The sequence below is a fragment of the Microbacterium sp. CR_7 genome (genome assembly GCF_041954755.1).
In the GTDB taxonomy this organism is placed as follows: Bacteria; Actinomycetota; Actinomycetes; order Actinomycetales; family Microbacteriaceae; genus Microbacterium.
Genome location: NZ_JAVAYF010000001.1, coordinates 180,271 through 206,778, shown reverse-complemented (window position 1 = coordinate 206,778; position 26,508 = coordinate 180,271). Strand labels below are relative to the sequence as shown.

Here is a 26,508-nt window from a genome sequence, read left to right as displayed (position 1 = left end):
CGGGGCGACGATGGTCGGTGTGCTTCTGCGCAAGCGCTCGCGGGCGAGCGGCGGGCACGACTCAACACTATCAGAATAAAGGGTGCCCTAAGACCGCGGGGAGTCCTCTGCAGGCCCGTCCTCGGCGCTCTCGTCCCGCACGAGGTGGTGACGGCCGGGGGCACGGTCCTCGGGCACCACGGTCGGCAGCTCGACCCCGGGGGCCCGGTCGGCGGGGGCCTCGGTGGGGAGCGACGCGTCGCTGACGTTCGGAAGCCGCATGCGGGTCAGGACCACGACGTCGATGCCCAGCGAGACGATCACGCCGGCGACGATCGACAGGAAGAACACCATCGGGTGGATCCACGGCTGACCGCTCAGCACGATCATGATCACGACGAACAGTCCCAGCTTGAGCAGCCATCCGCCGAGCACGATCGCGAAGAAGAACTGCACGTAGAGCGGGTCGCCGAACCAGCGGTTGGCGATGAGGATGCTGAGGGCCGTGATACCGAGGAACAGCATCGCGAGCACGACGCCGAGCAGTCCGCTGACGAGCCCCTCTCCCCCGCCGACGACGAGGCCGACGAGGCCCGCGACGACAGCGAGCGCCACCATCGCGACCGCGGACCAGACGAGGGTCCTGCGCAGGATCGGGTTGCTGGACACGGGGTTCGGGCTCATCAGGACTCCAGGGAGGTCGGGTCGGGCTCGGGGGCTGTCGCCGGCTTCTTGCGACGGGAGGGCATGAGGGTGATGACGAGGCAGGCCGCGATGCCCACCACGCCGAAGGCGACGCCGGGGAGGTACTGTCCCGGCCAGTCCTCGCGAGCGCCGACGTACATCAGAAGGACCGCGAAGGAGATGATCGCCGTCCACGCGTAGAAGATGAGGACCGCGTCGCGGTCGCGGTGGCCGAGATCCAGCATCCGATGGTGCAGGTGCTTGCGGTCGGGTGAGAACGGGCTCTTACCTGCGTTCATGCGTCGGAGCACGGCGAGGCCGAAGTCGAGCAGCGGCAGCAGCACCACCAGCAGCGGCAGGAGGATCGGGATGAACGCACCGAGCAGCTGCGAACGCCCCAGTCGTTCGAGGTCGAGCGCCGATGGTTCCAGCTGACCCGTGACCGCGACGGCCGAGGTCGCCATGAGAAGACCGAGCACGAGCGCACCTGAGTCGCCCATGAAGATCTTCGCCGGACTCCAGTTGAACGGCAGGAACCCGATGCACGCGCCGATCAGCACCGCAGCGAGGAACGATGCGAGATTGAAGTAGCTCGACGCTCCGGTGTCACGCGTGAGGATGTACGAATACGCGAAGAAGACGCCGTTCGCGATGAGGCAGACGCCCGCGACGAGGCCATCCAGACCGTCGATGAAGTTGACGGCGTTCATGACGATCACGATCGCGAACATCGTGATCGTGATGCTGAGCCAGCTCGAGAACACGATCAGGTCGCCGAACGGCAGGGACAGGATCTGCAGACCGCCACCCACCGTGATGATCCCGGCGGCGAGGAACTGCGCGCCGAGCTTGATCATCCAGTCCAGGTCCCAGAGGTCGTCGACGACGCCGATGATCGCGATGAGGAGCGCGGCGGCGAGCACCGACCACATGGTCTGCGGCGGCATCCAGATCGTCGCGAAGAACGGGTTGAACGCCGAGATGCCCATGGCGGCGGCGATGCCGAGGAAGATCGCGACTCCGCCGAGTCGCGGCTTCGGCGTCGTGTGCACGTCGCGCTCGCGGATCGCGGGGTACAGCTTGAACCGCAGGCTCACCCTCAGGACCACCCACGTGAACGCGAACGTGATCGCGGCGGTGATGAGGACCGTGAAGAGGTACTGCTTCACGAATCCCCGTCCGCTTCGTCGCTCGGCGCGGGCTCGAGCAGATCGCCGAGCACCTCTTCGAGCCGCTCCCGACTGACGGCGCCCTGACGCAGGATTCGCGCGCGACCCGTCGCCTGTTCCATGCCGCGCGGCACGAGCGAGGTGGCGTCGACGATCGTCGAGGCGATGCCCTCGCGGCTGATGCCGTCGGCGAGGTAGACCGCGACGCTGTCGCCCAGCATCCGCTCGGCGTCGTACGCCGAGATCGCCGCATCGCGCCCGGTGAGGTTCGCGCTCGACACGGCGAGGGGCCCCGTCTCGGCCAGCAGTTCGAGGGCGACACGGCCCTCCGGCATCCGCACGGCGACCGTTCCCTGCGTCTCCCCGAGGTCCCAGACGAGGGACGGCTGCGCGGGCAGGACGATCGTGAGACCGCCCGGCCAGAACTCGTCGACGAGTCGCTGGACCGGTTCCGGCACCGACTCTGCGAGGGCGACCAGGGTGTCCTTCGAGCCGATCAGCACGGGCGGCGGCTGGTTGCGCCCCCGCCCCTTCGCATCGAGGAGCCGCTGCACGGCCGCGGGTGAGAAGGCGTCGGCGGCCACGCCGTAGACGGTGTCGGTGGGCATCACGATGAGCTCGCCCCTGGCGATGGCCTGGCGCGCGTGACGCATGCCGGCGAGGAGCTCGGACTCGTCGCCGCAGTCGAAGATGGTGGACATGACCTTCCGATTCTAGACGGCGGGCGCCTGGGCGACCCGTGACGACGCCGTCACGGCCGCAGGGCGGTGGTAGCCCGGTCGCGCAGCGTGAGGTCGCGGTGGGTGGCCGCCGCGCGCCATCCGTCGCGGGTGAGGATGCTGCGGATCTCCTCCCCCTGCAGCTCGCCGTGCTCGATCACCAGCAGACCGCCGGGTCGCAGCAGCTCGAGTGCGCGGATGCTGAGCACGCGCACGATGTCGAGGCCGTCCTCCCCGCCGTACAGCGCCATGGCCGGATCGAACAGGCGCACCTCGGGGTCGCGCGGCACCGCGGCGTCCGGCACGTACGGCGGATTCGAGATCACGACGGATGCCGTGCCGTCGAGGTCGCGGAACGCCTCGCCCAGGTCCTCGTTCACGAGCGTCAGATTCGCCGCCCCGCTCGTGTTGCGCTGGGCCCAGGGGAAGGCCTCCGGCGAGAGCTCCGTCGCGAAGATCCGCGAGTGCGGCACCTCTGTGGCCATGGCGAGGGCGATCGCGCCGGACCCCGTGCCGAGATCGATGCCGATCGGCTCGGGCTCGGGGGCCGCGAGCAACGCGTCGATCGCGAACTGCACCACGGTCTCGGTCTCCGGACGCGGCACGAAGACCCCGGGACCGACGGCCAGTTCGAGATGGCGGAAGGGAGCGGTGCCGGTGATGTGCTGCAGCGGCTCGCGACCCTCGCGGCGCGTCACGAGAGCGTCGAGCGACGCGGCGTCCGCGTCCGCGACGGCGTCGCCCCGGATGATCGTCGCCTGCACCTCCCCGCGGCGGAGACCGAGGACATGCCCGGCCAGCAACTCGGCGTCGACCAGCGGATCGGGGACGCCCGCGGCGGCGAGGCGCGCCGCGGCGGCGCGCACGAGAGCGGCGAGAGAGGTGTCGGGCATGCCCTCCAGCGTAGAGCGCCGCACCCGTCACATTGCCTCCCCGCACCGGTCGCTCGCCTAGGCTGGAGCCCAGTCACCCGCACAGGAAGGCGCTCTCATGCCCGGCATCCACTCCGACATCACCACGGCGTTCGGCAACACCCCGCTGGTCCGCCTCAACCGGGTGACCGAGGGCCTCGACGCCACGGTGCTCGCGAAGCTCGAGTTCTACAACCCGGCGTCGAGCGTCAAGGACCGCCTCGGCATCGCGATCGTCGACGCCGCCGAGGCATCGGGCGAGCTGAAGCCCGGCGGCACGATCGTCGAGGCGACGAGCGGCAACACCGGCATCGCTCTCGCGATGGTCGGCGCCGCACGCGGCTACAAGGTGATCCTCACGATGCCCGCCTCCATGTCGAAGGAGCGCCGCATGCTGCTGAAGGCGTTCGGCGCAGAGCTGGTGCTCACGGACCCCACCAAGGGCATGACCCACGCGGTCGCCGAGGCGGAGGCGATCGCGGCGAAGACCCCCGGCGCCGTGCTCGCCAAGCAGTTCGCGAACGAGGCGAACCCGGCGATCCACCGCAAGACCACGGCGGAGGAGATCCTGCGCGACACCGACGGGAACGTCGACTACTTCGTGGCAGGCATCGGCACCGGCGGAACGATCACGGGCGTCGGCCAGGTGCTCAAGGAGCGCGTCCCCGGTGTGAAGGTCGTCGCCGTGGAGCCCAAGGACTCCCCCATCCTCACCGAGGGCCACCCCGGACCCCACAAGATCCAGGGCATCGGCCCGAACTTCGTGCCGCCGATCCTCGACCGCGAGGTGCTCGACGAGGTCATCGACGTGACCTTCGAGGACGCCATCCGCGTCGCCCGCGAGACCGCTGCCGGCGAGGGCATCCTCGTCGGCATGTCGAGCGGCGCCGCGATCTGGGCCGCTCTCGAGATCGCGAAGCGGCCGGAGGCGGCCGGCAAGACGATCGTCGTGATCATCCCGTCGTTCGGGGAGCGGTACCTGTCGACCGCTCTGTACGAACACCTGCGCGAGGCCTGATCCGCCCGATGAACGTCATCGGTCGACTGCGCGAGGACGTCGCCGCCGCGCGTCTCCGCGACCCCGCGGCGCGGAGCTCTGTTGAGGTCGCACTGCTCTACCCCGGACTGCACGCGATCTGGGCGCACCGAGTCTGGCACGCGCTGTGGCGCCGGCGCCTGCGGCTGCTGGCCCGCACCGGTTCTCAGGTCTCCCGCTGGCTCACGGGCATCGAGATCCACCCCGGAGCACGCATCGGCCGACGGTTCTTCATCGACCACGGCATGGGCGTCGTGATCGGCGAGACGGCCGAGATCGGCGACGACGTCATGCTGTACCACGGCGTCACGCTCGGCGGCCGAACGCGCGACTCCGGCAAGCGGCATCCGACTCTCGGCGACGGCGTCGCCGTCGGAGCGGGGGCGAAGATCCTCGGCCCGATCACGATCGGGGCGCACTCGGTGGTGGGCGCGAACGCCGTCGTCACCCGCGATGCACCGGCCGACAGCATCCTCGTCGGCGTCCCGGCGAAGCCCCGAGGCCGCACCGTCGGAGACGACACGCGGGCGCTGCTCACTGCGCCCGAGTACTCGATCTGAACCGGCGCCGAGTCAGCGGCGGCGGCGCTCCTCGTCCGGCTTCTTCAGGAAGAGTCGGGGCAGAAGCACGCTGCCCAGGGCGGTGATGATCCACACGATCAGCGCGCCGAGGAGCCATCCGGACGCGTCGACGATGCGGAGGCCACCCGAAGGCAGCAGCACGACGACGACGAGTGCGACCAGCGTCGAGATGATCCCCATGCCGCCGACCAGAACTGGCGCATGGCGGTGGGCGAGCCGGCTCGCAATCGGGGCGAGGATGCTCTGCACGATCGCGAAGACGACGATGCACAGCACGAAACCCCACCAGCGGTCCCACTGAATGCGGAACCCGTCGAGCAGGAGGTCGGCGACGATCAGCCCGAGGGCGGCGGACGCCAGGTACAGCACCGCACGGAACAGGAACGCGATCACGGCCCGAGCCTAGCGTCCGATGCGCGCGAGGTCAGCCCTCCGAGCCCACCGCGGCGAGCCGGGCCTCTTCGTCGGCCTGGATCGCGCTCTCGATGATCGGCTCGAGCGCGCCGTCCATGACCTGGTCGAGGTTGTACGCCTTGAATCCCGTGCGGTGGTCGGCGATCCGGTTCTCCGGGAAGTTGTAGGTGCGGATGCGCTCCGAGCGGTCCATGCCGCGGATCTGCGACTTGCGCGCGTCGGAGGCAGCGGCGTCCAGCTCCTCCTGCTGCTTGGCGAGGAGGCGCGCGCGCAGCACGCGCATGGCGGCCTCGCGGTTCTGCAGCTGCGACTTCTCGTTCTGCATGGAGACGACGATCCCCGTCGGCACGTGCGTGATGCGCACTGCGGAGTCGGTCGTGTTCACCGACTGGCCGCCCGGCCCCGACGACCGGAACACGTCGATCTTGAGGTCGTTCTGGTTGATCTCGATCTCGTCGGGCTCGTCGACCTCTGGGAAGACGAGCACGCCGGTGGTCGAGGTGTGGATGCGGCCCTGCGACTCGGTCGCCGGCACCCGCTGCACGCGGTGCACGCCGCCCTCGTACTTGAGGTGCGCCCACACGCCCTGCGCGGGGTCGGACGACGACCCCTTGATCGCGACCTGCACGTCCTTGTAGCCGCCGAGATCGGACTCGTTGCGCTCCAGGAGCTCGGTCTTCCACCCCTTCGACGCGGCGTACTGCATGTACATGCGCAGCAGATCGGCGGCGAACAGCGCCGACTCTGCGCCGCCCTCCCCCGCCTTGATCTCCATGATCACGTCGCGGGCGTCGTCGGGATCGCGCGGGATCAGCAGACGACGCAGCCTCTCCTGCGCGGCCTGCAGCCCCTGCTCGAGCACCGGGACCTCGTCGGCGAACGCCTCGTCCTCCCGCGCGAGCTCGCGCGCGGCCTCCAGATCGTCGGATGCCGCGACCCACGCCTCATGCGCCGCGACAATGCGCGACAGCTCGGCGTAGCGCCGGTTCACGCGCTTGGCGCGTGCGGCGTCGGCGTGCACCGCCGGGTCGGAGAGCTCCTCCTGCACCCGGCGGTGCTCGTCGATCAGAGTCTGGACGGACTCGAACACGGCGGTTCCGCTCAGCGGATGTTGTTGTCGTGCCCGTGGCCGCCTGCGGGCAGCGTCGGGATCGACTTCTGCATCTGCACGAGGAACTCCACGTTCGAGTGCGTCTCCTTCAGCTTGCCGAGCACGACCTCGAGGGCCTGCTGCTGATCGAGGCCGGCGAGGGCGCGACGCAGCTTCCAGGTGATCTTGACCTCGTCGGCCGAGAGCAGCATCTCCTCGCGGCGGGTGCTCGACGCGTTGACGTCGACCGCAGGGAAGATCCGCTTGTCGGCCAGCTGACGCGACAGGCGCAGCTCGCTGTTGCCGGTGCCCTTGAACTCCTCGAAGATGACCTCGTCCATCTTGGATCCGGTCTCGACGAGTGCCGTGGCGAGGATCGTGAGCGATCCGCCGTTCTCGATGTTGCGCGCAGCGCCGAAGAAGCGCTTGGGCGGGTACAGCGCCGACGCGTCGACACCGCCGGTCAGCACACGACCGGATGCCGGGGCGGCGAGGTTGTAGGCACGGCCGAGGCGGGTGATCGAGTCGAGCAGCACGACGACGTCGCGGCCCAGCTCGACGAGGCGCTTGGCGCGCTCGATCGCGAGCTCCGCGACCGTCGTGTGGTCTTCGGCCGGGCGGTCGAAGGTCGAGGCGATGACCTCGCCCTTGACCGAGCGCTGCATGTCGGTGACCTCTTCGGGCCGCTCGTCGACGAGCACGACCATGAGGTGCACCTCGGGGTTGTTCTGCGCGATCGCGTTCGCGATCTGCTGCAGCACGATCGTCTTGCCGGCCTTCGGCGGCGCGACGATGAGACCGCGCTGGCCCTTTCCGATCGGCGCGACGAGGTCGATGATGCGCTGCGTGAGCTTCTCGGGCGCCGTCTCGAGGCGCAGACGCTCCTGCGGGTACAGCGGGGTGAGCTTGCCGAACTCGACGCGCGTGGCGGCGTCGTCGACCGACAGGCCGTTGATCGAGTCGACCTTGACCAGGGCGTTGTACTTCTGGCGGCCCTGCTGCTCGCCCTCGCGCGGCTGCTTGATGGAGCCGACGATCGCGTCGCCCTTGCGCAGGTTGTACTTCTTCACCTGGCCGAGCGAGACGTAGACGTCGCTCGGGCCGGCGAGGTAGCCGGTGGTGCGCACGAAGGCATAGTTGTCGAGCACGTCGAGGATGCCGGCGATCGGGATCAGGACGTCGTCCTCGCCGATCTCGGTCTCGAACTCGTCGGTCGGCGCTCCGCCGCGGCGCTTGTTGCGCTGGCGGTTGCGGCCGTTGCCGCCCTGCTCGTCGTCGGCCGGAGCGCTCTGCTGCTGCTCCTGCTGACCGTTGCCGTTCTGGCCGCGTCCGCGGTTGCGGCTGCGGTTGCGGTTACGGCTGCGGCCGCCCTGCTCTTCGCCGCCCTCGGCGTTGTCGGAGCCGGAGTCGCCGGACGGCTGAGCGTCGGCCGGAGCGGACTCCGCAGGCTTCTCGTCGGCCGAGGCCGCCTCGGTGTCGGCGGCCGGCTTCTTGGCGATGCGGCGACCGCGGCCCTTCTTCGGCTCCTCGGCGGAATCGGCGGACTCGGCCGCGTTCTCACCGGCGGGCTTCTCCTCGCCGGCGGGCTTCGCCTCGCGTGCGGGCTTCTCGTCGCCGGACTTCTGCTCGGCGCCGGCCTCCGCAGCCGGCTCCGCCGAAGACTCGGCGTCGGCCTTCTTCGCGCGGCTGCGGCGAGGAGCCTTCACCTTCGGGGCGTCAGCGTCAGCGGCCGGCGCGTCGGCGACCGGGGCGTCTGAGGCAGGAGCGTCGGAGGCGGACGCAGCGGCGGGTGCCGCGTCTACGCTCTCGGCGGCCTTCTCGGCCTTCGCCGCCGCGCTGGCGGTGGTCGCCCGACGCGGGGCGCGCTTGCGGGCAGGCGCCGCGGGCGCCTCGGCCGCGGTGTCGGATGCCGCGGCGGACGCCGGGGCGTCGGCGGCCGGGGCCGCCTGGTCGTTCTGGGTCTCGGAGAAGTTCTCCACGAGTGCTCCCTCTTTGGTCTCGAAGACATGAGCGGTACACGCGCAACGGGTGCTGCGCGCGATCGCACGGGCTGACGCTCGGCGCCGGCCGACCTCAGCACTGTGCTCCCGGAGCGACGACCTCTCGAGAGAGACGGCGTACTGGGAAGATCAGTGCATCAGGGGTTCACGTGCGGGTCTTGCAGAGTTGCAATGGGGCCAGATTCACGAAACTACGTGGAGCCCTCCGCTCGGTTCCCCACTGTACCACCACGCACGTCGACCGCGAGCAGCAGCGCCTCCCACGGGGTGTCGGTGGTCCGCGCGGCGAGTTCGGCGGCATCCTGACGACTGCCAGGGCCGTCTGCGAGCACGAGCACGCTCGGCCCCGCACCGGACACGACGGCGGCGAAGCCCGCGGCGCGCAGCGCCCGCACGAGCCGCTGCGTCTCGGGCATCGCCTCGGCGCGATAGTCCTGGTGAAGGCGATCGGCCGTGGCGTCGAGCAGCAGCTCGGGACTCTGCATGAGCGCCGCGATCAGCAGCGCCGAGCGCGACACGTTGAACACGGCATCCGCCGTCGACACCTGCGGCGGCTGCAGCGACCGGGCCTTCGACGTCGACATCGTGTACGACGGGACGAGCACGAGCGGCGAGACGCCTCGGTGCACGAGCAGCTTCTTATGCTGGGGTCCCCGCTCGCCCATCCACGCGATCGTGAGGCCGCCGAACAGGGCGGGAGCGACGTTGTCGGGGTGTCCCTCGATCTCGGTCGCGAGGCGCAGCATGTCGGCGTCCTCGAGGTCGACGTCGCCCTCGAGCAGGCCCTTGGCCGCGAGGATGCCCGCGGTCACGGCGGCTCCGGACGAGCCGAGGCCTCGGCCGTGCGGTACGCCGTTCTCGGCGACGATGCGGAGGCCGGGCATGTCTCGACGGACGTTGGCGTAGACGTGGGCGATCGTGCGCACGATGAGATTCGACGCGTCGCGGGGGATGTGCTCCGCTCCGGATCCCGATACCTCGATCTCGAGCTCGCCCGTCGGCAGCTCGGTCACCAGCAGGGTGTCGTAGATGCTGAGAGCGAGACCGAGGGTGTCGAAGCCCGGGCCGAGGTTCGCGCTCGTCGCGGGGACCGTCACCTCGACGGTGCGACCGAGGCCCACCGTCACTCGCCCTCGACGCGCAGCACCGACACCACGCGCTCGACCACGGCGCTCTCGGCGAGGGCGTCGACGGTCGCGCTCAGCGCCTGCTCGGTCGCGCGGTGGGTGCCGATGACGAGGCGGGCCGTGGGCTCGGCCTCTCCCTCGACCGTCTGCACGACCGTGGCCACGGAGACGCCGCCGTCGCTGAGGATCCCGGCGACAGTGGCGAGCACGCCCGGCGCGTCGGAGACCTCGAGCGTGATCTGGTAGCGCGTGGTGACGTGGCCGATCGGGACGATCGGGAGGTTCGCGCGGGTCGACTCCCCCACGCCGACACCGCCGGCGATGTGGCGGCGGGCAGCGGAGACGACGTCGCCGAGCACGGCCGAGGCCGTCTGCACGCCGCCGGCGCCCGCGCCGTAGAACATGAGCGATCCGGCCGCCTCCGCCTCGACGAACACGGCGTTGTTCGCGCCGTGCACCGAGGCGAGCGGGTGCGACTGCGGGACGAGCGCCGGGTACACGCGCACCGAGATCGACTCGGCGCCCTCGACCTCGAGGCGCTCGCACACGGCGAGCAGCTTGATGACGAACCCGGCGGAGCGGGCCTCCTCGATCATCGACGCGGTGATCGAGGTGATGCCCTCGCGGTGCACCGCGTCGAGCGGGACGGCGGTGTGGAACGCGAGACTCGCGAGGATCGCGGCCTTCTGCGCGGCGTCGTAGCCCTCCACGTCTGCCGTCGGGTCCGCCTCGGCGTATCCGAGGCGCTGCGCGTCGGCGAGGACGTCAGCGAAATCGGCGCCCTCGGTCTCCATGCGGTCGAGGATGTAGTTGGTCGTGCCGTTGACGATGCCCATGATGCGCACGACGCGGTCGCCGGCGAGCGAATCGCGCAGCGGGCGGATGATCGGGATGGCGCCCGCCGCTGCGGCCTCGTAGTAGACCGAGGCGCCGACGCGGTCGGCCGCCTCGAAGAGCTCGGGGCCATGCGTCGCGAGCAGCGCCTTGTTCGCCGTGACGACGTCTGCTCCGGATCCGATCGCCTGCAGGATGCTCGTGCGCGCCGGCTCGATGCCGCCGATCAGCTCGATCACGATGTCGGCGCCGACGACCAGCGACTCGGCGTCGGTCGTGAACAGCTCCTTCGGCAGTTCGACGTCGCGCGGGGCGTCGACGTCGCGCACGGCGATGCCCGCCAGCTCGAGCGCGGCGCCCGCGCGGTCGGCGAGCTCGTCGCCGTGTCGCAGCAGAAGGGCGGCGACCTGGGAGCCGACCGCGCCGGCGCCCAGCAGCGCCACCCGAAGTCGTCGGTACTCAGTCGTCATTGCTTCTCCTTCGGAGGGTGGATCGGTGATGCTCTGCGTGAAGTCCGGCGCGGGGCCGGTCACGGACGCTCGGCGTCCGCCGAGGGGATCCCGGCGTCGCGGGACAGGAGGTCGGCGACGGTCTCGCCGCGCACGATGACCGTCGACCGTCCGTCGCGCACGGCGACGATCGGCGGCCGGGGCACGTGGTTGTAGTTGCTCGCGAGCGACGCGCAGTAGGCACCGGTGGACGGCACGGCCAGGAGGTCGCCCGGTGCGACGTCTGCCGGCAGGTACTCGTGGTCGACGACGATGTCGCCGGATTCGCAGTGCTTGCCCACCACGCGGCTGAGCTGCGGGGCGCCGATGCCGGAACGAGATGCCAGGCGCGCCGAGAACTGCGCGCCGTAGAGCGCGGGGCGCGCGTTGTCGCTCATCCCGCCGTCGACGCTGAGGTAGCGCCGGACGACGCCGGAGCCGAGCTCGACGTCCTTCGTGGTGCCGACCTCGTAGAGGGTGACGCCGGCGGTGCCGACGATCGCGCGACCCGGCTCGAAAGACAGGGCGGGCACGGGGATGCCGCGCGCGGCGCATCCCTCGGCCACGGCTGCCACGATCTCGGCGGCGAGGGTCTCGATGGGCGTCGGGTCGTCGACACGGGTGTAGGCGATGCCGAAGCCTCCGCCGAGGTTGAGCAGCGGAACCGGACCGCCCTCGAGCAACGACGCGTGGAGTTCGAGCACGCGCGAGGCGGATTCCCGGAATCCGGCGACCCCGAAGATCTGCGAGCCGATGTGGCAGTGCAGCCCCGCGAAGTCGAGACCCTCGATCTCGCGGATGCGCGCGACGGCCTCCTCGGCCTCGGCGAGGGGGAACCCGAACTTCTGATCCTCGTGCGCCGTCGCGAGGAACTCGTGTGTCTCGGCGTGCACGCCGCTGATGACGCGGACCAGCACGCGCTGGGTCGATCCCGTGCGGGCGACGATCGCCGCGAGCCGCTCGATCTCGATCGCGCTGTCGACGATGATCGTGCCGATGCCGACCTCGACCGCGCGCTCCAGCTCAGCCACCGACTTGTTGTTGCCGTGGAATCCGAGGGAGGCCGGGGCCACCCCCGCCGCCAGAGCGACCTCGAGCTCTCCCCCCGTGCAGACGTCTATGCGTAGTCCCTCGTCGACCACCCAGCGGGCCACCGAGGTGCAGAGGAAGGCCTTGCCTGCGTAGTACACCTGTGCCGTGGTGCCGTTCTCGGCCGCCGCCCTGTCGAACGCGGAGCGGAACGTACGCGCGCGGTCGCGCACCTCGTACTCGTCGAGCACGAGCAGCGGGGTGCCGTAGGTCTGGGCGAGGGTGGTCGCGGGGATGCCGGCGAGGTTCAGGACGCCGTCGCCGTCACGCGCTGCGGATGCGGGCCAGACCGCCGTCGCGAGATCGTTGACGTCGTCAGGGACGACGAGCCATTCCGGAGCGGGCGAGTCGGCAGGGGAAAGCAAGGATCACCAATCGTGGGGCGGGTCTCGGGCCGGAGCGGGCACGGCGAGTTGACCCCGATTCTAGGGCACCGCCCATGCCGCATCCGTCATGGTGACCCTCCGCGTCAACCCCTTGGGAGCCCCGCGCCGCGCCTCGTAGGGTGAAGGCGTGACGAGTTCAGCGACCTCCGCCTCAGACGACGCCCGACCGGGGTTCATCCAGCGCGTGAGCACGGCCGCGATCCGGTGGGCGCTGCAGCGCCGCGCCGTGCGGTCGTTCCTCCTGTACTCCGAGCGACGGGGCCCGATGCTGGCCGACAGCGTGACCTACCGCGCCCTGTTCAGCGTCTTCGCGGCCGTCCTGCTCGGATTCTCGATCGCAGCGCTGTGGCTGGCGGGGAACCCCGACGCCTGGCGCGCCATCATCGATGCGGTGCAGTCGGTCGTGCCCGGTCTCATCGGCGAGGGCGGTGTGATCGACCCGTCCGACCTCCGTGAACCCATCTCGCTGTCCGTCGCGGGGATCATCTCCTCCGTCGCCCTGCTGGGATCGGCACTCGCCGCCGTCGGATCCCTGCGCACGGCGATCCGGGTGATCGCGGGCACCTCGCACGACGACGTGCTGTTCATCTGGGTGATGCTGCGCAACCTGCTGCTCGCGATCGGCGTCGGCGGCCTCTTCGCCGCGGCAGCCGCCGTGACGTTCGTCAGCCGCATCGGCATCTCGTGGATCAGCGGACTGCTCGGGATCGCCGACGACTCCGCCGCCGCGACCTGGAGCATCAGGATCGCCTCCGTGCTGATCGTCTTCGCGCTCGACACGGTGCTCATCGCCGGCGTCTTCCGCATCCTCTCCGGAGTGAAAGCCTCGGCGAAGTCGCTCTGGACGGGTGCGATCATCGGCGGCATCGGCCTCGTCGTGCTGCAGGAGCTCTCCAGCCTGTTCGTGGGCGGCGCGACGAGCAACCCGCTGCTCGCGTCGTTCGCATCGCTGCTCGCGCTGCTCATCTGGCTGAACCTCTCGACGCAGGTGATCCTCGTCGCGAGCGCCTTCATCGTGACCTCGGAGGAGGAGCGGCACGACCGCGTGCGCGCGCGCTTCGGCGCCACGACGTTCCTGCAGCGCCGCGTGCAGCGAGCCGAGGTCGACGTGGCGATCGCCACGGCCGAGCTGCGCAGCGCGCAGGAGGCCGAGCGCGAAGCCCGCTAGCCCGGCCGATCGGGTGACCGTCGCCGCTCAGTTCTGCGGGCAGACGCCCTTCTCCAGCAGCGCCGGGTCGGTGGCGATGCCGCCATCGACGTCCACATCGATGACCGCTTCGCTGCCGTCGATCTCGAGACCGGTGAGCGTGATGCCCGCCGGGAGCTGATCGGCGATGCAGATGCGCTGCGTGCGAGTGAGGTCGGCGCCCAGCGAGCCCAGGGACGAGCCGACCTGGTCGGCATCGACCTGCAGGCCGCCGACCGAGAGGCCGACGGGGGTCAGCTCGAGATCCCCCTCGGCGACTCCCGGCGTCACGGTGAGCGAGACCGGGATCGCGACGCCGAGCACGGTGACGGAGCCGGCCACGGTCGCGTTCGGCGCATCGAACGCCACCGAGTCGACGGGCAGGTCGGTGCGGCCGATCAGCGCCGTGAACTGCGACTCGTCGATGCGGATCGTCCCGTCGGCTCCGGCGAGGTCTCCGCCGCGCAGCGGGACGCCGGATGCCGTGACGTCTGCCGCGCCCGTGATGCCCTCGAGCGTGACGGAGTCGGTCGACAGGTGCAGGGTGTCGAGACGCCCGCCGATCAGCTGCGGGAGCAGGATGCCCTCGGCCTCGACGTCGAGCTGCTGGTCGGCCGGGAGGTCGAGCTGCTCGATGACGATCGAGCGCACCACGCCCGGAAGGATGGCACGGGTCAGCAGCTCGGCCGCCACGACGAGCAGAGCGAGCACCACGACGACGATGAGCAGCACCCACGGCCAGCGGCGACGCCGACGGCGCGGTGCGGCGACCGCATCCCTCCCGTCCGTGCCGCCGGGGATCACGAGCGTCGGATGCTGCGCGTCGGGGTCCGGGTACGGCAGGGTGCGGTTGTCGTCGCTCATGCTGCCATCCTGCCGTATATCGGTCGGGCGCCCAGCGGCGTCACATACGCTCTGGCGCCGACACCCCGAGCAGATGGAGACCGTTGCGGAGCACCTGCCCGGTCGCATCGTTGAGCCAGAGACGCGTGCGGTGCACGCTCTCGATCGGCGCATCGCCGAGCGGGATCACGCGGCAGTTGTCGTACCAGCGGTGGTAGAGGCCGGCGAGCTCCTCGAGGTAGCGCGCGACGCGGTGCGGTTCGCGTACCTCGGCGGCGAACGCCACGATGCGGGGGAACTCCTGCAGGGCGCCGAGCAGCGCCGCCTCCGTCTCGTGCGTGAGGGTCTCCGGCGCGAACTCCGAGCGGTCGACACCCGAGTCGGCCGCATTGCGACCGACGTTGTGGGTGCGCGCATGCGCGTACTGCACGTAGAACACCGGGTTGTCGTTACTGCGCTTCTGCAGCAGCTCAGGGTCGAGGGCCAGCGGCGAGTCGGCGGGCGAGCGCTCGAGCGAATAGCGCAGGGCATTCGTCCCGAGCCATTCGCGCAGGTCGTCCATCTCGATGATGTTGCCGGCGCGCTTGCTGAGGCGGGCGCCCCCGATCGAGACCAGCTGGCCGATGAGCACCTCGACGTTCTTCTCGGGGTCCTCCCCCGCCGCGCCGGCGATCGCCTTGAGACGGTGCACGTAGCCGTGGTGGTCGGCGCCGAGAAGATACAGCTTGTACTCGAAGCCCCGGTCGCCCTTGTCGAGGTAATAGGCGGCGTCGGCGGCGAAATAGGTGTACTCGCCGTTGGAGCGGCGGATCACGCGATCCTTGTCGTCGCCGAAGTCGGTGGTGCGCACCCAGACGGCGCCGTCCTCATCGAAGACGTGCCCCTGCTCGCGCAGACGGTCGACGGCCCGGTCTACGAGGCTGACGCCGCTCGCGTCCTTCGCGTGCAGACGGCGCTCGGAGAACCAGACGTCGAACTCGACGTTGAACTTCGCGAGCGACTCCTTCTGCTCGGCGAGCTGGAACTCGTAGGCGAGCTCCCGCGTCACGAGCACCTGCTCGTCGTCGGGAAGCTCGAGCAGGTCGGGGCGCGCCGCCAGCACGCGCGTGGCGAGGTCGCCGATGTAGCTCCCGGCGTATCCGCCCTCCGGGGCCGGCTCGCCCTTCGCGGCAGCGAGCACGGAGTGCGCGAAGCGCTCCATCTGCACGCCGGCGTCGTTGATGTAGTACTCACGGGCGACCTTCGCACCCGAGGCCTCCAGCACGCGGGCGATCGCGTCGCCGAGCGCGGCCCACCGCGTGTGCCCGATGTGCAGGGGGCCGGTCGGGTTCGCGCTGACGAACTCGATGTTGATGCTCTGCCCCGCCGCCGAGTCGTTGGTGCCGTACGCGGATCCGGCATCGACGATGACCTTTGCGAGCGCCCCGGCCGCGGCGGCACCGAGGCGGATGTTGATGAAGCCGGGACCGGCGACCTCGGCACTGTCGACCCCTTCGACCTGCCCCAGTCCGTCAGCGATCTGCTGCGCGAGTTCGCGCGGGTTCGTCCCCAGCTGCTTGGCGAGGCGCATCGCGATGTTGGAGGCCCAGTCGCCGTGCTCGCGGTTGCGCGGGCGCTCGAAGACGATGTCGGCGGCGGAGACCGGGAGCGGCTCGCCCGGGCGTCGTTCCTCGGCGATCGGAGCGAGGACGGCGAGGAGGGCTTGGGCGAGCATTTCAGGAGTCATAGACCTCCCAGTTTACGGCGCGTCGCGGCGTCGAATTTGCGCTGGCGGGAACGTGATCTACAGTCATGCCATGCAACCCGCCTCCGCCCGTCGCCGCCTGCCTGTCGCAGGGGTCGTCATCGCCGTGATCCTGGCTGTGGCGGCGGTCGCGATCGGCGTGTGGCGGCCGTGGACGGGAACCCCCTCGACGGAGCCCGTCGGCGCCGCCGCAGCGGGCGACGACGTCGTCGCGATCGCCCCCGCTCCGCTCGCGCTGCCCGAGCACCCGACCGTGCTCGTCTTCGGCGACTCCTGGACCTACGGATCCGCCGCGAACGTCCCCACCGAGGGGTACGCGTACGTGCTCGCCGACCTGCTCGACGGCGAGACGATCGTCAACGGCGTGCGCGGGAGCGGCTACCTCAAGCCCGGGATCGACGGACCGGCCTTCGGCGAGCGCATCGCCGCCCTCGATCCCGCACTCGACCCGGACCTCGTCATCCTGCAGGGGTCGATCAACGACCGCGAGCAGGGCGCCGCCGGATACCGGGATGCCGTGAACGCTGCCTGGGACGCGATGGCGGCGAAGTACCCGGCGGCGACCATCGTGATCCTCGGCCCCGCTCCGCACGAGCTGCCCGTCGGCGCCGGCACCGCGCGCATCGACGCCGACCTGTCGAACCTCGCCGCCGCCCGTGGCTGGTGGTACATCTCCCCCGTCGCCCAGAACTGGATCACCGACCAGAACTACCTCTCCGTCATCGACGTCGAGGTCGGGCGCAAGCATCCGTCCACCGACGGGCACCGCTACCTCGCCGAGAAGGTGGCCGCGGCGCTGGCGGAACTCGGCGACGCGCCCGTGACGGAGGCCGGGTCGGAGCCCACCGCCGACCAGTGATATCGTCGTTCGGTACGCCTCCGTAGCTCAGTGGATAGAGCGCCGGTTTCCGGTACCGTAGGTCGCAGGTTCGACTCCTGTCGGGGGCACAGAACACCGCGAGAACCCCCGCCCTCCCGGGCGGGGGTTCTCGCTTTCCTCTGCGTCCGACGACTGCTGATCCGCGCACGCGAGGCCGGGGCGGCTAACCCAGCATCGTGAGGTCGTGAACGTCGTTCCGCGGTTCGGGGTGCTCCTCGGGACGAATGCTCGGCGGATCGACCAGAGCTGACACGCGCTGCAGCATCTGCTCCACAGCAGCGGTGTTGTCCGGCTCAGCCATGTCGCTCGATGAGGTCTCCACGAGCAGGGCAGCGCTCGGGGTGAGGAGGAACGTCGCGTCGACGGTGTTGCCGTGCTCGTCGATCGCCGTCAACGTCACGGAGTCGGCGATGTCGGCGTTCGCGAGCGCGGCGGCGTATTCGATGAGCGTGTCAGCGGCCTCGTCGCCCAGGAAGTGAGACTTCTCCGCGTATGTCACGTGCTTCATGACTGCACACTCCCCCGGCGCCTCAGCACCACGCAGGGGGTTGACAGGGCGAGAATCGCCCGAGAGGGCTGCGCTGAGTCGACCTCGACCCCTTCGCGGATGGGCCGAGCAGCACGACCCGCAAGGATCCGGGATTGTCCCAGGCATCCGCCGATGTGTGAACCCCCTCGGCGCGCGCTCCGCGACAGCGTGGACTGGCGTCTCGCGACGAGAGAGAGGAGACGCCATGGGAACGCATCCGCGTCAGCGCCGCAGGCATGCGGACCGACGCCCCCGACGTCCGCTCGCGCAGCAGGTGGTCGTCATCACCGGTGGAGGCCGCGGGATCGGGCGCGCCACCGCGCTCCGGGTCGCGAAAGCGGGCGCCGCCGTCGTCGTCATCGGCCGCGGCGAAGCGCGACTCGCCGAAACCGTCGGCCTCATCAGCGCGGACGGCGGAACCGCCCGGCACATCGTGTGCGACGTGTCGGATGCCGCCGCCGTCCAGGCGGCGGCCGATCAGGCCGAGGCCTGGTTCGGACGCATCGACACCTGGGTCAACAACGCCGGAGTGCTGCTCTACGGCCGCTTCGAGGAGACGACCCCCGACGAATTCCGCCGCATCATCAAGATCGACTACCTCGGTCAGATCCACGGCTCGCAGGCCGCGCTTCCGGCCCTCCGCCGGGCCGGTGGAGGGACGCTGATCAGCGTCTCGTCGGTCGAGGGGCGTACGACGCTGCCGTTGCACAGCGCCTATGCGGCGAGCAAGCGTGCCGTGGACGGCGCGATGCAGGGGCTGCGGCGCGAACTGATCGACCAGCGGGACCCGATCTCGGTGACGGTCGTGCGCCCCGCCGTGATCGACACGCCGCTGTACGCCAGCGCCGCTTCGCATCTGCGCCACCGCCCGGCAGGGCCGCCGCCCTTCTACGGGTCGGAAGTGGTCGCGGCGTGCATCGCCTACGCGGCCGAGCATCCCGTCGACGAGATCTACGCGGGCGGAGGCGGGCGCATGCTCGCGCTGGCCCAGGCGGTCACCCCCGGCCTGCTCGATGCGGTGTTCGGACGATGGGGAGTGCGGATGATGCACACCCGCGAGGCGTCCTCCCCGCGACAGGGGAACCTCTCCGTGCCCGATCATCAGGACGACCCGGGCGCCCTCCCCCGTCGCGGACGGCGCTGGAGCATCTACACCTGGTTCGTGCTGCATCCGCGGGCTCGCCGTCGCCTGCTCGCCGCCTCCACCATCACCGTCGCCGCTCTGCTCGGGTCCCGAGCGGCGCGCAGCACCCCCGCCCCCGACCCCCGCAGCAGAAAGGCAGACCGATGAAAGCCATGACCTACCGCGGACCGTACAAGATCCGCGTCGACGAGAAGCCGGAACCGCGCATCCAGCATCCGAACGACGCGATCGTCCGCGTCACGCGTGCCGCGGTGTGCGGTTCCGATCTCCACCTGTTCCACGGCATGATGCCCGACACCCGCATCGGCCACACCTTCGGCCACGAGATCGTGGGGATCGTCGAGGAGGTGGGACCGTCGGTCGAGACGCTCACGCGCGGCGATCGCGTCATGGTGCCGTTCAACATCTACTGCGGTTCGTGCTTCTTCTGCAGCCGCGGCCTCTTCTCGAACTGCCACAACGTGAACCCGAACGCCACGGCAGTGGGCGGCATCTACGGCTACTCGCACACCACCGGCGGATACGACGGCGGTCAGGCCGAGTTCGTGCGTGTCCCGTTCGCCGACGTCGGACCCTCGGTCATCCCCGAGTGGCTCAGCTCGGAAGACGCCCTCATGCTCACCGACGCGTTCTCGACAGGATACTTCGGTGCCCAGCTCGGCGACATCGCCGCCGGGGACACGGTCGTCGTGTTCGGCGCCGGACCCGTCGGTCTCGCGGCCGCCCGGTCGGCGTGGTTCCTCGGTGCGGGGCGCGTGATCGTGGTCGACCACATCGACTACCGCCTGGAGAAGGCGCGCACGTTCGCGTTCGCCGAGACGATCCACCTCTCGGAGGTCGCCGACATCGTGCTCGCACTCAAGAAGACGACCGGGTACCTCGGAGCGGACGTGGTCATCGACGCGGTCGGCGCCGAGTCCGACGGCAATGTGCTGCAGCACGTCACGAGCGCCAAGCTCAAGCTGCAGGGCGGCTCGCCGGTGGCCGTGAACTGGGCCATCGACTCGGTGCGCAAGGGCGGGACGGTCTCGGTGATCGGCGCCTACGGTCCGCTGGTCTCGGCCGTGCGGCTCGGCGACATCATGAACAAGGGGCTCACGGTCCGCGCGAACCAGGCCCCTGTCAAGCGTCAGTGGCCACGGCTGCTCGACCACATCCAGCAGGGCCTCGTCTCACCGAGCGAACTCCTCACGCACCGTTTCCCCCTCGAACACATCGCCGAGGCGTATCACGTGTTCTCGTCCAAGCTCGACGACTGCATCAAACCGCTCGTCGTCGTCGGAGAGGAATGATCATGCCCTACGAAGCATCCCGCCCCCTGGCCATCCCGTCCGAGGAGGAGCTCCGCGCCCGCATCCCCGGCTGGGGTGCCGACCTCGCTCCCGAGCACCGCCGCACCTGGCAGGAGCGGGAGGACATCGGCGACACGGGAGCGCACTGGACCTTCCCGGAACGGCAGGGAGACGACCCTCGCCGCGAGCGCTCGATCGAGCACGGCATGCTGCCACCGGTCTACGGCACGGCTCAACCGCTGCACGGACTCGCCGGCGCCATCCGTCGCGTCGCGTACGACCGCTTCAGCGAGACGAAGAACACCCGATGGATGCTGCTGGTTCTCGGTGACCGGGTGGATGCCGTCACGGCGCACCTCCGGTCGTTCGCCTCACGGCATCCCGACGACCCGGTGACGCAGACGGGTGTCACCGCGGAGCCTGCGCATCACCCGGTGCGCTCCCGGTTCGGCCGCGGACGCCTCGACCTCCGGCACACGTGGATGGATCCGATCCTCGTCGTCGGCCCGTGGATCGCGGCGGCAGCGCTGACGTTCTCCGTCCTCCGACGCCTGATCCGACGCTGACCGAGCAATCGTCCGTCGAGCTCAGCCGCGAGGGCGGTGGGCGCGACGGGCGAGGGCGTCGGCCGCCCGCACGAGCGCGAGGTGAGAGAACGCCTGGGGCGTGTTTCCCAGCTGGCGCCCTGCCGCCGCGTCGTACTCCTCCGACAGCATCCCGACGTCGTTCGCGAGCCCGCACAGGCGCTGCATGAGCGCCTCCGCCTCGTCGATGCGCCCCGTGCACGCGTACTGCTCGACGAGCCAGAACGAGCACGCGAGGAACGCCCCCTCGGTGCCGGAGAGCCCGTCGACCCCTGTCGTGGTGCGGTAGCGATGGACGAGGCCGTCGTGCATCAGCGTCTGCTCGATGCGCGCGACGGTCTCGCGCATGCGGGGGTCGTCCGGCGCGCAGAAGCCCACCTGCGGGAGCAGCAGCAGCGAGGCGTCGACCTCGTCGGTCTCGTAGTGCTGCACGAAGTGTCCGTCCACGACGCCCCGGGCGTCGATCTCGTCGCGCATGCGGTCGCGCAGTTCGCGCCAGCGCTCGACGGGGCCGTCGAGCCCGTCCTCCTCGACCGCGCGGACCGCCCGATCGAACGCGGCCCAGATCATGACGCGCGAGTGGGTGAAGAAGCGCGGCTCACCCCTGATCTCCCACAGCCCCTGGTCCCGACGCTCGATCTGCTCCGAGGCGAACCGCAGCAGCTGCCGCTCGAGCGCCCACGAGAACGACGATTCCGGAACGCCCGCGGCGCGCGCCGCCGACAGCGTCACGATCACCTCGCCCACGACATCCGCCTGGTACTGAGTGGATGCGCCGTTGCCGAGACGCACGGGGCGCGACCCCTCGAACCCCGGAAGGTGATCGAGCTCGCGCTCGGTGATGTCCCGCTCGCCCGCCGGTCCGTACATGATCTGCAGGTCGCCCGGGTCGCCGGCGACGGCGCGGAGCAGCCAGGTGCGCCAGGCGTCGGCCAGGTGCAGGAACCCGTGCCCGACGAGGGCCTCCAGCGTGAGAGCCGCATCGCGCAACCACACGTAGCGGTAGTCCCAGTTGCGCTCGCCGCCGATCTCCTCGGGGAGTCCCATCGTCGCCGCAGCCGCGATGCCGCCGGTCTCGTGGTTCGACAGCGCGCGGAGGATCAGCAGCGACCGCACGACCTCGTCGCGATGCGGGCCGTCGTGAGTGATCTGTTGCGCCCACTCCCGCCACCACTCGACGGTCTCCGCGTGCGCCCGCTCGACGTCGAGCGGGCCGGGCACCTCGCGGTAGGAGGGGAACCAGGTGAGGTGCAGATCGCGCGTCTCGCCCGCCCGCACGGCGACCTCGCCGCGGTGCTCGTGGTCGACCGATGCGAGCGCGGCTCCGCGCACCGCCACCGCGTCCGGCCCCGCCATGGCGACGAGACAGGGAGCCTCCGGCGTCCCGGTCTGGCGCAGCCACGGCATCGCCCTGGCGTAGTCGAACCTCAGGGTCAGGTGCTGTGTGAACGACATCTCCCCCGCGATGCCGACCACACGGCGCACGAGATCGGTGCGCAGGATCTCCGCCTCCGGATCGGGCCCGACCGGCATGAAGTCGTGTACCTCGGCGACAGCGTCTCCGCTCTGCCAGCGCGTCACGAGGACGAACGTGTCGCCGTCGTAGTGCCGGGTGCTGACGGCATCCGCGTCCGTCGGCCGCAGCTCCCACCGCCCGTGCGTCTCGTCGCCGAGCAGCGCGGCGAACACCGAGGCAGAGTCGAGGCGCGGAAGGCAGAGCCAGTCGATGCTCCCTCCGCTGGAGACGAGGGCCGTCGTCCGACAGTTGCTGAGAAGGGCGTAGTCCTCGATCCGTTCCGGCACGGACCGTAGTGTGTCACGATTCCGGGCCGGGAGGCCACGGGGTGGCGCAGGGACACAGCGGATGCATACCCTCGTCGGCATGACCGGTTCGCCATGCACCCTCCTCATCCTCGGCGCGTCGGGTGATCTCACCTCGCGCCTGCTCCTCCCCTCCCTCGGATCCCTCCTCACGCGGGAACCCGGTCGCACCGTGACGGTCCGCGGTGCCGGGGTCGAGGACTGGGACGCCGCCCGGTGGCAGACGACGGTGAAGGATGCCGTGGGCTCGCCCGTCGACGACGGCACCGTGACCGTAGGCGACTACACCGCTCTCGATGTCACCGATCCGGCAGCGATCGGCGCCCTCGTGAAGACCCTCTCGCCCCGCACGGTGCTGTACTTCGCGCTGCCCCCGGCCGTGACGCGCAGAGCGATCGACGCGCTGCACGGCGCAGAGCTTCCCGACGACACCGTGCTCGCGATGGAGAAGCCGTTCGGCGACGATGCCGCGAGCGCCAGGTCGCTGAACGAGGCCCTCGTCGCACTCGTCCCCGAGAACCGCATCTTCCGCGTCGATCACTTCCTCGGCCGCTCGATGCTGCTGAACCTGCTCGGTCTGCGCCTCGCCAACCGCATGTGGGATCCGGTGTGGTCGGCGGAGCACATCGACTCGGTGCTCATCCGCTTCGACGAGAGCCTCGCCCTCGAGAACCGGGCCAGGTACTACGACCACGCCGGCGCGATGATCGACATGATCCAGAGCCATCTGCTGCAGGTGCTCGGGCTCATGGCCATGGAGCCGCCGGCGACGCTGGGCGAGCGAGACCTGCGCGACGCGAAGGCCGCCGCTCTGCGTGCGACGCACGTGTGGCGCAACGATCCGGCGAGCGCTTCGTTCCGCGCCAGGTACACCGCGGGGCGGGTGGGCGACCGCGACATCCCGTCGTACGCCGACGAGGAGGGCGTGGACCCGTCGCTCGGCACCGAGACCCTCGCCGAGGTCGTCTTCGAGGTGGCGAACGAACGCTGGGCGGGCGTGCCGTTCGTGCTGCGCTCGGGCAAGGCGCTGCCCGCGAAGCGCTCAGAGGTCGTGGTCACGTTCCGGCCCGTGCGGCACCTGCCGGAGGGCCTCCGCAACGCACCGCGCGACGGCGGCCGGCTCACCTTCGCCCTCGGCCCCGACCGCATGACCCTGGGCGTGCACGTGACGAGCGGCGACGAGCCGTTCGATCTGCGCGAGGAGGATCTCGTGGCCGAGCTCGGACAGGGCCAGCAGCGGTCGTACGAGGAGGTCCTCGACGAGCTGCTCGACGGCGACGTGACCCTGTCGGTCCGCGACGACGAGGCCGAGGAGTGCTGGCGCATCCTGCAGCCGATCCGTGACGCCTGGGCAGCGGGCGAGGTCCCGCTGCAGGAGTACGCGGCGGGGACGGATGGGCCCGAGGGGTGGCCGAGCTCGGCGGGCTTCGCCCCGCGCGACACCACGGCGGCCGCCGAAGCGACCACCGCGACGGAGACGACGCGGGGAGGCGACACGCCCGCCTGACCCGACGCGCCCGCGCCGAGGCGGACTCTCCGGCGGCAGCCGCGACAATGGAGACCATGTCCTCGAACCCGCGCCGACGACTACTGGCCTCGATGCGCCGGATCCTGCACACCGATCCGTCGTCCGTGACATACACGGAGGCCATGCCCGTGATCGACGAGCGCACGGTGCCGCGCGTCCTCGACCTCGCGACCCGCATCGGCGAGTCCATGTTCGCGGTCGGCGCTTCGGCGCATGAGGTCACGCTCGCGATCATCCGCGTGTGCGAGGCGTACGGGCTGCGGGGCGTGCAGGTCGACGTGACCTACAACTCGATCACCGTGTCGTTCCACCTGAGCGGCGAGGTCTGGCCGGAGACCCTGGTCCGGGTCGTGCGGGTCGCCGCTCCCGACCACGCGAAACTGCAGCGAGTGCAGGCGCTCGTCGCCGACATCGACGACGGTCTCGACCTGGAATCGGCGCGATCGACGTTCCGCGCCATCCGACGGCTGCCGTTCCGCTATCAGCAGGCGGTCGTGATCGTCGCGCGGGCGATGTTGGCCGTGGGCGTCAGCATCCTGCTCGGCGCATCGCCGCTCATCGTCGGTCTGACCTTCATCGCCGCGCTGTGCGCGGCGATCACGCAGGCGGCACTCGCCCGCATCCGCGTCCCGCTGTTCTTCAGCCAGATCGCCGGCGGCTTCGTCACGACCGTCGTGGCGGTGATCGTGTCGGCTCTGGGTGCGGCGGGGATCGAGCCGTTCGTCGGCATCCGCCCCTCGATCATCGTCGCCTCGGGCATCGTGCTCATGCTCGCCGGCCTCACCGTGGTGGGGGCGGCGCAGGATGCGATCGACGGATTCGCGCTCACTGCGGGCGGCCGCATCCTCGACCTGACCATGCAGACGCTGGGCGTGGTGATCGGCATCCTCGTCGGGCTCGAGCTGGGCGGCCTGCTCGGCTTCACGATGGACCTGCCGGACGACCCCGCCCCCTTCGGACCTCTGCCGGCGGTGTTCGCGGGGGCGATCATCATCGCGGTGGCTGTGGCGGTGTTCAACGGCGCCGGCCTGCGGATCATCCTCGTGAGCGCGCTCCTCAGCGCGATCACGATCGCGGGCTACACGCTCGCGACCGCCGGCAACGTGCACCCCGCCGCGGCGAGCGCGGTCGGGGCACTGCTGGCGAGCTTCGTGGGCGTGCTCATCGCCCACAACCTGCATGTGCCGTCGGTCGCGGTGACCACGGCGGCGATCGTCCCGCTCGTGCCCGGCGTCGCGGTGTTCCAGGGGCTGCTGGAGATGGTGCACGCCGGCGGCACGACATCCGGGGTGATGGGCGCGGGCGGATCGCTCATCGACGCGGCCGTGATCGGCATCGGGCTCGCATCCGGTGCTTCGCTCGGTCTCTATCTCGGCACGCCGGTGCGCGCCACGTTGAGCAGCGTCGCGAAGACGCGCGCGCGGGTGCGCCGCTGATCCTGTTGTGAATCCGGTGGGAGTCGGCGTCGAATATAGATTGTGCACAATTGGGTTGTGTACCGTGGTTCCATGGCCGTGACCGATGAGATGGTGTGCTTCTCGCTCTACTCCGCCGCCCGCGCGACGACGCAGGCGTATCGAGCACTGCTGGCACCGTGGGGTCTCACCTACCCGCAGTACCTCGTGCTCGCGATCCTCTGGCATGAGGGCGAGCAGAGCATCGGCGCGCTGGGAGAGGCGATGCAGCTGGACTCCGGCACGCTGTCGCCCCTCGTCCGTCGACTCGAGCAGGCCGGCTACGTCACTCGCGCCCGCAGCACGAACGACGAGCGCGTCGTGCTCGTTCGCCTCACCGACGCCGGACTCGCCCTGCGCACCGAGGTCGCGCCCGCCCGCGCGACGGTCGCCGAGCTCGCCGGCATGGCGGACGCGGAGCACCGCCAGCGCCTCATCGGGGAGCTCCGCGAGCTCACGGCCCTCCTCCAGGGCATGAACGATCGCGAAGACGCACGCGCAGCGGCACGCGGCTGACGCCCACGGCCGTCAGCCCCCGCAAGACCCCACAACAGGAAGGAGTCCACACGATGGACGCTCTCTACACCGCCGAGGCACTCGCCACCGGAGCAGGACGCGACGGTCGCGTCGTGACGCAGGAGGGCGCGCTCGCCCTCGACCTCGCCATCCCGAAGGCGATGGGAGGCAGCGGCGCGGGCGCCAACCCCGAGCAGCTGTTCGCCGCCGGCTACGCAGCCTGCTTCCACTCCGCACTGCAGTCCGTGGCCCGCAGCCAGAAGGTCGCGATCACGGACTCCTCGGTCGGCGCGCGCGTGCACATCGGATCGAACGGCCAGGGCGGATTCGGCCTCGCGGTCGAACTGGAGGTCGTCATCCCCGGGCTCCCCCACGAGCAGGCGCAGGCCCTCGCCGACGCCGCCCACCAGGTCTGCCCCTATTCGAACGCGACCCGCGGCAACATCGACGTCGCGATCACCGTGTCGGACGACTGACCCC

General features: G+C 70.5%; 25 protein-coding genes and 1 tRNA gene. 12 read left to right on the top strand and 14 right to left on the bottom strand.

Annotated features, from left to right (window positions below):
• Positions 1-87 precede the first annotated feature (87 nt).
• From RAC81_RS00920 to prmC, 4 genes are read right to left on the bottom strand one after another with little or no spacing between them, the layout of a single operon-like run.
• Entirely contained in the window at positions 88-663 is a 576-nt protein-coding gene (locus RAC81_RS00920; RefSeq protein WP_375080563.1) for a hypothetical protein, read from the bottom strand.
• Positions 663-1,832 (bottom strand): glycosyltransferase family 4 protein, encoded by a 1,170-nt coding sequence (locus RAC81_RS00915; RefSeq protein WP_375080562.1) that lies wholly within the window; start codon positions 1,830-1,832, stop codon positions 663-665. Before RAC81_RS00915 ends, RAC81_RS00920 begins: the two co-directional genes overlap by 1 nt.
• The gene (locus RAC81_RS00910; RefSeq protein WP_375080561.1) at positions 1,829-2,533 is read right to left on the bottom strand and encodes an L-threonylcarbamoyladenylate synthase; all 705 of its coding nucleotides are present in this window, start codon (positions 2,531-2,533) and stop codon (positions 1,829-1,831) included. Before RAC81_RS00910 ends, RAC81_RS00915 begins: the two co-directional genes overlap by 4 nt.
• Before the next feature lie 50 nt (positions 2,534-2,583).
• On the bottom strand, positions 2,584-3,444 hold the full coding sequence (prmC, locus tag RAC81_RS00905) for a peptide chain release factor N(5)-glutamine methyltransferase (RefSeq protein ID WP_375080560.1): 861 nt from the start codon (positions 3,442-3,444) through the stop codon (positions 2,584-2,586).
• A 97-nt stretch (positions 3,445-3,541) separates the two neighbouring features.
• On the opposite strand from prmC, the gene cysK reads away from it, so the two are divergent.
• Both cysK and epsC read left to right on the top strand, forming a co-directional pair.
• On the top strand, positions 3,542-4,480 hold the full coding sequence (cysK, locus tag RAC81_RS00900; RefSeq protein ID WP_375080559.1) for a cysteine synthase A: 939 nt from the start codon (positions 3,542-3,544) through the stop codon (positions 4,478-4,480).
• 8 nt (positions 4,481-4,488) lie between these two features.
• Entirely contained in the window at positions 4,489-5,058 is a 570-nt protein-coding gene (gene epsC, locus RAC81_RS00895) for a serine O-acetyltransferase EpsC (RefSeq protein WP_375080558.1), read from the top strand.
• Between the two features lie 12 nt (positions 5,059-5,070).
• Here the strand turns inward: epsC and RAC81_RS00890 are convergent, their stop codons facing one another.
• From RAC81_RS00890 to lysA, 6 genes are all read right to left on the bottom strand, one after another.
• The gene (locus RAC81_RS00890; protein ID WP_375080557.1) at positions 5,071-5,472 is read right to left on the bottom strand and encodes a hypothetical protein; all 402 of its coding nucleotides are present in this window, start codon (positions 5,470-5,472) and stop codon (positions 5,071-5,073) included.
• 31 nt (positions 5,473-5,503) lie between these two features.
• Complete coding sequence (gene prfA, locus RAC81_RS00885; protein ID WP_375080556.1) at positions 5,504-6,583, bottom strand: peptide chain release factor 1; 1,080 nt, start codon at positions 6,581-6,583, stop codon at positions 5,504-5,506.
• Positions 6,584-6,594: 11 nt separating this feature from the next.
• The gene (gene rho / locus RAC81_RS00880; protein WP_375080555.1) at positions 6,595-8,562 is read right to left on the bottom strand and encodes a transcription termination factor Rho; all 1,968 of its coding nucleotides are present in this window, start codon (positions 8,560-8,562) and stop codon (positions 6,595-6,597) included.
• Positions 8,563-8,774: 212 nt separating this feature from the next.
• Positions 8,775-9,710 carry a homoserine kinase gene (thrB, locus tag RAC81_RS00875; protein ID WP_375080554.1) on the bottom strand — a complete coding sequence of 312 codons (936 nt, stop codon included), beginning with the start codon at positions 9,708-9,710 and terminating at the stop codon, positions 8,775-8,777.
• Positions 9,707-11,014, bottom strand: coding sequence for a homoserine dehydrogenase (locus RAC81_RS00870; RefSeq protein ID WP_375080553.1), 1,308 nt, complete (start codon positions 11,012-11,014; stop codon positions 9,707-9,709). The genes thrB and RAC81_RS00870 overlap by 4 nt, the downstream gene beginning before the upstream one ends.
• 59 nt (positions 11,015-11,073) lie before the next feature.
• Positions 11,074-12,486, bottom strand: coding sequence for a diaminopimelate decarboxylase (gene lysA / locus RAC81_RS00865; protein WP_375080552.1), 1,413 nt, complete (start codon positions 12,484-12,486; stop codon positions 11,074-11,076).
• Positions 12,487-12,634: 148 nt separating this feature from the next.
• Here lysA and RAC81_RS00860 point away from each other — a divergent pair, with 148 nt between their 5' ends.
• The gene (locus RAC81_RS00860) at positions 12,635-13,675 is read left to right on the top strand and encodes a YihY/virulence factor BrkB family protein (RefSeq protein ID WP_375080551.1); all 1,041 of its coding nucleotides are present in this window, start codon (positions 12,635-12,637) and stop codon (positions 13,673-13,675) included.
• 27 nt (positions 13,676-13,702) lie between these two features.
• Here RAC81_RS00860 and RAC81_RS00855 read toward each other — a convergent pair whose 3' ends face one another.
• Both RAC81_RS00855 and argS read right to left on the bottom strand, forming a co-directional pair.
• Entirely contained in the window at positions 13,703-14,557 is an 855-nt protein-coding gene (locus RAC81_RS00855; RefSeq protein WP_375080550.1) for a DUF2993 domain-containing protein, read from the bottom strand.
• Positions 14,558-14,597: 40 nt separating this feature from the next.
• Positions 14,598-16,262, bottom strand: a complete 1,665-nt coding sequence (gene argS, locus RAC81_RS00850) for an arginine--tRNA ligase (RefSeq protein WP_375080549.1) — start codon at positions 16,260-16,262, stop codon at positions 14,598-14,600.
• Between the two features lie 70 nt (positions 16,263-16,332).
• On the opposite strand from argS, the gene RAC81_RS00845 reads away from it, so the two are divergent.
• Both RAC81_RS00845 and RAC81_RS00840 read left to right on the top strand, forming a co-directional pair.
• Positions 16,333-17,139, top strand: a complete 807-nt coding sequence (locus RAC81_RS00845) for an SGNH/GDSL hydrolase family protein (protein ID WP_375080548.1) — start codon at positions 16,333-16,335, stop codon at positions 17,137-17,139.
• A 16-nt stretch (positions 17,140-17,155) separates the two neighbouring features.
• Positions 17,156-17,228: transfer RNA gene (locus tag RAC81_RS00840), tRNA-Arg, on the top strand.
• Positions 17,229-17,323: 95 nt separating this feature from the next.
• Here RAC81_RS00840 and RAC81_RS00835 read toward each other — a convergent pair.
• Positions 17,324-17,668 carry a hypothetical protein gene (locus RAC81_RS00835; RefSeq protein WP_375080547.1) on the bottom strand — a complete coding sequence of 115 codons (345 nt, stop codon included), beginning with the start codon at positions 17,666-17,668 and terminating at the stop codon, positions 17,324-17,326.
• 226 nt (positions 17,669-17,894) lie between these two features.
• Here RAC81_RS00835 and RAC81_RS00830 point away from each other — a divergent pair, with 226 nt between their 5' ends.
• From RAC81_RS00830 to RAC81_RS00820, 3 genes are read left to right on the top strand one after another with little or no spacing between them, the layout of a single operon-like run.
• Complete coding sequence (locus RAC81_RS00830; RefSeq protein ID WP_375080546.1) at positions 17,895-18,980, top strand: SDR family oxidoreductase; 1,086 nt, start codon at positions 17,895-17,897, stop codon at positions 18,978-18,980.
• Positions 18,977-20,125: a zinc-dependent alcohol dehydrogenase gene (locus tag RAC81_RS00825; RefSeq protein WP_375080545.1), complete on the top strand. Its 1,149-nt coding sequence runs from the start codon at positions 18,977-18,979 to the stop codon at positions 20,123-20,125. The genes RAC81_RS00830 and RAC81_RS00825 overlap by 4 nt, the downstream gene beginning before the upstream one ends.
• Before the next feature lie 2 nt (positions 20,126-20,127).
• Positions 20,128-20,691, top strand: a complete 564-nt coding sequence (locus tag RAC81_RS00820; RefSeq protein WP_375080544.1) for a hypothetical protein — start codon at positions 20,128-20,130, stop codon at positions 20,689-20,691.
• A gap of 21 nt (positions 20,692-20,712) precedes the next feature.
• On the opposite strand, the gene RAC81_RS00815 is transcribed toward RAC81_RS00820, so the two are convergent.
• Positions 20,713-22,512: a glycoside hydrolase family 15 protein gene (locus RAC81_RS00815; protein ID WP_375080543.1), complete on the bottom strand. Its 1,800-nt coding sequence runs from the start codon at positions 22,510-22,512 to the stop codon at positions 20,713-20,715.
• A 79-nt stretch (positions 22,513-22,591) separates the two neighbouring features.
• Here RAC81_RS00815 and RAC81_RS00810 point away from each other — a divergent pair, with 79 nt between their 5' ends.
• The 4 genes from RAC81_RS00810 (at position 22,592) to RAC81_RS00795 (ending at position 26,504) form a co-directional block, all read left to right on the top strand.
• A complete protein-coding gene (locus RAC81_RS00810; RefSeq protein ID WP_375080542.1) occupies positions 22,592-24,037 on the top strand; it encodes a glucose-6-phosphate dehydrogenase in 1,446 nt (481 codons plus the stop codon).
• A gap of 56 nt (positions 24,038-24,093) precedes the next feature.
• A complete protein-coding gene (locus tag RAC81_RS00805) occupies positions 24,094-25,494 on the top strand; it encodes a threonine/serine exporter ThrE family protein (protein WP_375080541.1) in 1,401 nt (466 codons plus the stop codon).
• A 72-nt stretch (positions 25,495-25,566) separates the two neighbouring features.
• Complete coding sequence (locus RAC81_RS00800; RefSeq protein WP_375080540.1) at positions 25,567-26,028, top strand: MarR family winged helix-turn-helix transcriptional regulator; 462 nt, start codon at positions 25,567-25,569, stop codon at positions 26,026-26,028.
• Positions 26,029-26,081: 53 nt separating this feature from the next.
• Positions 26,082-26,504, top strand: a complete 423-nt coding sequence (locus RAC81_RS00795; RefSeq protein WP_341934859.1) for an organic hydroperoxide resistance protein — start codon at positions 26,082-26,084, stop codon at positions 26,502-26,504.
• Positions 26,505-26,508: the final 4 nt, after the last annotated feature.

Coding starts and splice junctions, on each gene's coding strand:
- RAC81_RS00805 (WP_375080541.1), top strand. CDS start 24,094: ATGTCCTCGAACCCGCGCCGACGACTACTGGCCTCGATGCGCCGGATC.
- RAC81_RS00830 (WP_375080546.1), top strand. CDS start 17,895: ATGGGAACGCATCCGCGTCAGCGCCGCAGGCATGCGGACCGACGCCCC.
- RAC81_RS00810 (WP_375080542.1), top strand. CDS start 22,592: ATGACCGGTTCGCCATGCACCCTCCTCATCCTCGGCGCGTCGGGTGAT.
- RAC81_RS00870 (WP_375080553.1), bottom strand. CDS start 11,014: ATGACGACTGAGTACCGACGACTTCGGGTGGCGCTGCTGGGCGCCGGC.
- cysK (WP_375080559.1), top strand. CDS start 3,542: ATGCCCGGCATCCACTCCGACATCACCACGGCGTTCGGCAACACCCCG.
- RAC81_RS00835 (WP_375080547.1), bottom strand. CDS start 17,668: ATGAAGCACGTGACATACGCGGAGAAGTCTCACTTCCTGGGCGACGAG.
- RAC81_RS00800 (WP_375080540.1), top strand. CDS start 25,567: ATGGCCGTGACCGATGAGATGGTGTGCTTCTCGCTCTACTCCGCCGCC.
- RAC81_RS00910 (WP_375080561.1), bottom strand. CDS start 2,533: ATGTCCACCATCTTCGACTGCGGCGACGAGTCCGAGCTCCTCGCCGGC.
- RAC81_RS00795 (WP_341934859.1), top strand. CDS start 26,082: ATGGACGCTCTCTACACCGCCGAGGCACTCGCCACCGGAGCAGGACGC.
- argS (WP_375080549.1), bottom strand. CDS start 16,262: ATGACTCCTGAAATGCTCGCCCAAGCCCTCCTCGCCGTCCTCGCTCCG.
- RAC81_RS00825 (WP_375080545.1), top strand. CDS start 18,977: ATGAAAGCCATGACCTACCGCGGACCGTACAAGATCCGCGTCGACGAG.
- prmC (WP_375080560.1), bottom strand. CDS start 3,444: ATGCCCGACACCTCTCTCGCCGCTCTCGTGCGCGCCGCCGCGGCGCGC.
- RAC81_RS00820 (WP_375080544.1), top strand. CDS start 20,128: ATGCCCTACGAAGCATCCCGCCCCCTGGCCATCCCGTCCGAGGAGGAG.
- RAC81_RS00845 (WP_375080548.1), top strand. CDS start 16,333: ATGCAACCCGCCTCCGCCCGTCGCCGCCTGCCTGTCGCAGGGGTCGTC.
- RAC81_RS00855 (WP_375080550.1), bottom strand. CDS start 14,557: ATGAGCGACGACAACCGCACCCTGCCGTACCCGGACCCCGACGCGCAG.
- RAC81_RS00920 (WP_375080563.1), bottom strand. CDS start 663: ATGAGCCCGAACCCCGTGTCCAGCAACCCGATCCTGCGCAGGACCCTC.
- epsC (WP_375080558.1), top strand. CDS start 4,489: ATGAACGTCATCGGTCGACTGCGCGAGGACGTCGCCGCCGCGCGTCTC.